Origin of the sequence: Microcystis sp. M113S1 (assembly GCF_020246945.1) — a bacterium.
GTDB lineage: Bacteria > Cyanobacteriota > Cyanobacteriia > Cyanobacteriales > Microcystaceae > Microcystis.
This window is the reverse complement of the sequence record NZ_JADBSA010000374.1, coordinates 1-4,038: the sequence shown is the minus strand read 5'-3', so window position 1 is coordinate 4,038 and position 4,038 is coordinate 1. Positions and strand designations below refer to the sequence as shown.

Genomic DNA, 4,038 nt, shown 5'->3' with positions numbered 1-4,038 from the left:
GTTCTTACCCGTACCTTTTGTATCCATCCATAACCTTACACATTTGTTACGGATGAATTGAGCAGTACGAATAGCATCGTCTATGGCTTGATACTGTTGAGTTTTAGCTTTAACTTTAAACTCTAAGACAAACATTTTACCCACGGGGGACTTAGATAAAATCAGTATAGCACAATAAAAGTTAAGTTAACAAGCTATAGTTTAAAAAGCCGTCCTAAAAGGACGGGGCTTTAACCCAAAATTTCGGTAAAATCAGCAGCAAAATAAACTTCCCCTAGACCCTGTGTGGGAAGCTTGAGGAAAGCTGGGTTAGGGGAAATGATTTATTCCTTTGCTGGATTAACTTCAGCATATAACTCTCATTTGTCAGGACTATAACGGCCGGATGTCAATTCTGTGACAAAGAAAAGCCGTCAGCTTTTTCTCCCCACTTCCCCACTTCCCCCCGCAACGCGCACGAAGTGGTCTCCCCTCTCCCATCTCCCAACTCCCGTCCACCTATTTTCTGAGAATTCTAGAGGTACTTGTAAATATTTGTTACAACGAGACGAGGAAAAATCTGAGGACAGGGAGACAAGAAAGGATTATCGACGGGGATCAAGGATTTCAGCAGGAAACTGCATTGGGGATCAAGAGAAATTGATTGTAAAGTTTTCGATACCTCTCGCCGATTCTTGTAATAGTTCGATACATATAACATAGATGATCAGCGATGATTGTAAATTTATATTGCGAATAGCTCATCTTCTTCGGTGTTTTCCCTATACTGGTTTTCATCAACTTTGAGCCGACGTGCAGAAAAGTTAGACCACCAAGTTTGTAAGAGGTCAGGAAGATGCAATTAACCGCAAGAAATAACTGGGGCCACGTTTCTTTAGCAATGCTAAAAAGCTTTCTTCTCTGGAGTTTCGTCCTCACTGTCTGTTTATTAGTAGTGGGATTTCCTTTAGTAGTATTAATGATGACAGTGGGAGCATTGTCGGCGATTATCTTACAGTCAGTTTTACCGATTAGTTCCGTGCTTTTAGTGGCGGGAATGATTATCGGCATCAATATTTTGGCTATCCTAATTAGTGCCGCTTTATTAACAGCAAAAGGTATTCATCCCCATGAAGTTAGCTGGTTGCACTGGTTACACGGTGAGGTAAAAACCTCTCATCAAGCTGTTTATGCTTCTTGTCCCTTAACTTGCGGGGTAGTTCATTAAATCTGATTTTCTTACAATTGCTTACCTTTTTTCTATTTAGATTTATTTAAGTTTTCAACTGCTTTATCAGTTGACTATACACATTCCAAGCTAGTGCAACCCGGTTTCACCGGGTTTTTTTTCATCGTTATTGAGCTAAAGCAGTTATCTGAATGGTGAGGTACGAAGTTTTCGTTTTGGGGAGTCGGTCTTCGCTCAAATTAGGTTAAACTTCATCTATTATGAGAAAGGCTGTAACTGAATATTAGAAGATAGGGAGATGAGAGCTTTTTTGCTGTGATCGGTAAACAGTGATCAGTTAACTGAAAACTCACATCTGATCAGTGATCACTGATAACTGATCACTGATCACTGATAACTAACCGGTATACTGGGGGAGAAAACCGGAAAAAATCGATGTCTAGCCTTCCAGAAACCGACAATCCCAGCTACAAGGCCATCTTAGAGGCATTAAACCATTTAATCACCGTTGTTGCCCGTTTACGAGACCCAGAAAGCGGCTGTCCTTGGGATTTAGCTCAAACCCCGGCAACCCTGATTCCCTACGTTATCGAAGAAGCTTATGAGGTGGTAGCGGCGATTAAAAGCGGTGATAAAACTGCCATTGCCGAGGAATTAGGCGATTTACTGCTACAGGTGGTTTTACAAGCCCAAATTGCCAGTGATGAGGGTAATTTTAGCCTAGAAGAAGTGGCTAGGGGCATCACTGATAAATTAATTCGTCGTCATCCCCACGTTTTTGGAGATTTATCCCTAGAAAATCCCGAACAGGTGCGTCAAAATTGGGAGAAAATCAAAGCTGAGGAAAAAAATGACCCGACTATTAGCGGCAAATTAACCCGTTATGCCCAAACTTTACCACCCTTGATCGGGGCGATGAAAATTTCTCGGCAAGCGGCGCGAGTCGGTTTTGAGTGGGAAAATATCGCAGGAGTCTGGGAAAAATTTGGCGAAGAGTTGGCAGAATGGCAAGAGTCCCTAGAATCGGGCGATAAAGAGCATCAACAGGCAGAATTAGGCGATTTACTCTTTACTATTGTCAATCTTGCTCGCTGGTATAATTTAGACCCCAGTATCGCTTTACAAGAGACTAATCTGCGTTTTATTCAACGTTTTTCCCTAGTGGAATCTGTGGCGGAAAAGCCTCTCCATGACTATACACTAGAGGAATTAACAGTTTTCTGGCAGCAAGCGAAAGCTAAGTTACACCAACCATCATCCGGGCAATAATGCAAGAGCAAGAAATTAATAAGGACAAATCCAAGAGTTTTTGGGCTTCTATTCGAGAAAATCTGCAAATTATCACTATAGCTTTAATTTTAGCCCTACTGATTCGCACTTTTGTGGCTGAACCTCGTTTTATCCCCTCTGATTCTATGTTACCCACCTTAGCACAGGGCGATCGCTTAGTAGTGGAAAAACTTTCCTACGATTTCCATCCCCCTCGACGGGGGGATATCGTCGTGTTTGAACCGCCGGCACAATTACAATTACAGGGATACCAAAAGGACCAAGCTTTTATTAAAAGAGTGATTGCCACAGCAGGGGATGTGATTGCTGTCAAGGAGGGCAAAATTTACCTGAATAATCAACCCTTGTCAGAGGATTATATTCTAGAATCCCCTCAATATAATTTAATACCTTTGCTTGTGCCAGAGAATAATTTATTTGTCATGGGAGATAATCGCAATAATAGCAATGACTCCCATATCTGGGGGTTTTTACCGGAAAATAACGTGATTGGTAGGGCGGTTTTTCGCTTTTTTCCTTTTAATCGTTTGGGGATTTTAGGGGGGAATAGCTAACGGGAATTTTTAGCCCTGACGATGTTGAACAATTAAGACGGAACAGGGGGCATGATGGAGAACATAATTACTCACACTACCTAAGAATAACTCTCCTAGACCCGATCGCCCACGCCGACCGATGACAATTAAATCAATATTTTCCTCTCGCGCCACTTTACAGATAGTTTTGGCTGCATGACCGTAAATTTGCCGGTATTCTCCCTTTACACCCATTTCTCCCGCTTGACTAGCTCTTTTTTCCAACATGGCCACCCCTTTCTCCTCGAATTCTTCCCATTGTTGCCGCCAAAAATCGAGAGTGAGATCATTGCCCTGGGCGGGGTAAATATCGGCTAAATTGGGTGGAATCGGTAAAGGGCTATAATCTTCTTCAGGGGAAAGGACGTGTAGTAGTAGGAGGTTAGCTTCGTACTTACTGGCTAAGGATACAGCCTCCTTAAAGACACTCTCCCCCATCTCCGACAAATCTACTGCTATCAAGATTTTTTGATACATTTTTCAGCCTCTGCAACCATGCCTTATTTAACGGAATCCGACGCTATTAGGAATGCGATCGATCACTTTGGCCATTTTCCCATTCTTTGGTTAGATACGGAAGTAGCCGATTACGATAGCAAGACTCCCCGTTTGTCTCTGATTCAAATTCTTGCTGATTCCACGGACTTAACGGGTGAGCGGGTGACAATTTTGGATGTTCTTGATCGACCCGATCTTACTAACTATTTTATCACTAAAATCATGCTGGTTGACCGGATAGAAAAGGTTTTTCACAATGCTAGTTATGATTGTAAATTTTTGGGCGGTAAAAGCAAAGTTAAAAAAATTACTTGTACCCTAGAGTTAGCTAAAAAGGTTCCCTACTATATTGCTCCTTTACCCAATTGGCTCTTCGTTACTCTTTATGCTAAATCAACAGACAAGATGCCAAGATAACATACTTCTAACCCAAAAATTCCGAAAGTTTCTAAAGCCATAGCCTCTTCGTTTTATTAGTTTAAGTTTATTGTTGATTCCCTCGACCAC

At 41.8% G+C, this 4,038-nt stretch carries 6 protein-coding genes and 1 pseudogene; 4 read left to right on the top strand and 3 right to left on the bottom strand.

The features are described from left to right. Positions 1-135: pseudogene (locus IM319_RS18895) on the bottom strand (RNA-guided endonuclease TnpB family protein); the annotation flags it as partial. Between the two features lie 700 nt (positions 136-835). Between IM319_RS18895 and IM319_RS18890 the strand changes: the two are divergent. From IM319_RS18890 to lepB, 3 genes are all read left to right on the top strand, one after another. Then, positions 836-1,207 (top strand): hypothetical protein, encoded by a 372-nt coding sequence (locus tag IM319_RS18890; RefSeq protein WP_287687543.1) that lies wholly within the window; start codon positions 836-838, stop codon positions 1,205-1,207. A gap of 396 nt (positions 1,208-1,603) precedes the next feature. After that, a complete protein-coding gene (gene mazG, locus IM319_RS18885; protein ID WP_287736568.1) occupies positions 1,604-2,437 on the top strand; it encodes a nucleoside triphosphate pyrophosphohydrolase in 834 nt (277 codons plus the stop codon). Beyond that, positions 2,437-3,012 carry a signal peptidase I gene (lepB, locus tag IM319_RS18880; protein WP_287079052.1) on the top strand — a complete coding sequence of 192 codons (576 nt, stop codon included), beginning with the start codon at positions 2,437-2,439 and terminating at the stop codon, positions 3,010-3,012. Before mazG ends, lepB begins: the two co-directional genes overlap by 1 nt. Before the next feature lie 9 nt (positions 3,013-3,021). Here the strand turns inward: lepB and IM319_RS18875 are convergent, their stop codons facing one another. Next, entirely contained in the window at positions 3,022-3,510 is a 489-nt protein-coding gene (locus IM319_RS18875; protein ID WP_287736567.1) for a universal stress protein, read from the bottom strand. 18 nt (positions 3,511-3,528) lie between these two features. Between IM319_RS18875 and IM319_RS18870 the strand changes: the two genes are divergently transcribed. Continuing rightward, positions 3,529-3,948: a hypothetical protein gene (locus tag IM319_RS18870; protein WP_287736566.1), complete on the top strand. Its 420-nt coding sequence runs from the start codon at positions 3,529-3,531 to the stop codon at positions 3,946-3,948. Here the strand turns inward: IM319_RS18870 and IM319_RS18865 are convergent. After that, the coding region (locus tag IM319_RS18865) for a transposase (protein WP_130758671.1) at positions 3,925-4,038 on the bottom strand (114 nt) is incomplete at its 5' end. The two genes, IM319_RS18870 and IM319_RS18865, sit on opposite strands and share 24 nt — an antisense overlap.

What these genes read in the sequence shown, in the direction of transcription:
- lepB (WP_287079052.1), top strand. Translation starts at nt 2,437, where the DNA reads ATGCAAGAGCAAGAAATTAATAAGGACAAATCCAAGAGTTTTTGGGCT.
- IM319_RS18870 (WP_287736566.1), top strand. Translation starts at nt 3,529, where the DNA reads ATGCCTTATTTAACGGAATCCGACGCTATTAGGAATGCGATCGATCAC.
- IM319_RS18875 (WP_287736567.1), bottom strand. Translation starts at nt 3,510, where the DNA reads ATGTATCAAAAAATCTTGATAGCAGTAGATTTGTCGGAGATGGGGGAG.
- mazG (WP_287736568.1), top strand. Translation starts at nt 1,604, where the DNA reads ATGTCTAGCCTTCCAGAAACCGACAATCCCAGCTACAAGGCCATCTTA.
- IM319_RS18890 (WP_287687543.1), top strand. Translation starts at nt 836, where the DNA reads ATGCAATTAACCGCAAGAAATAACTGGGGCCACGTTTCTTTAGCAATG.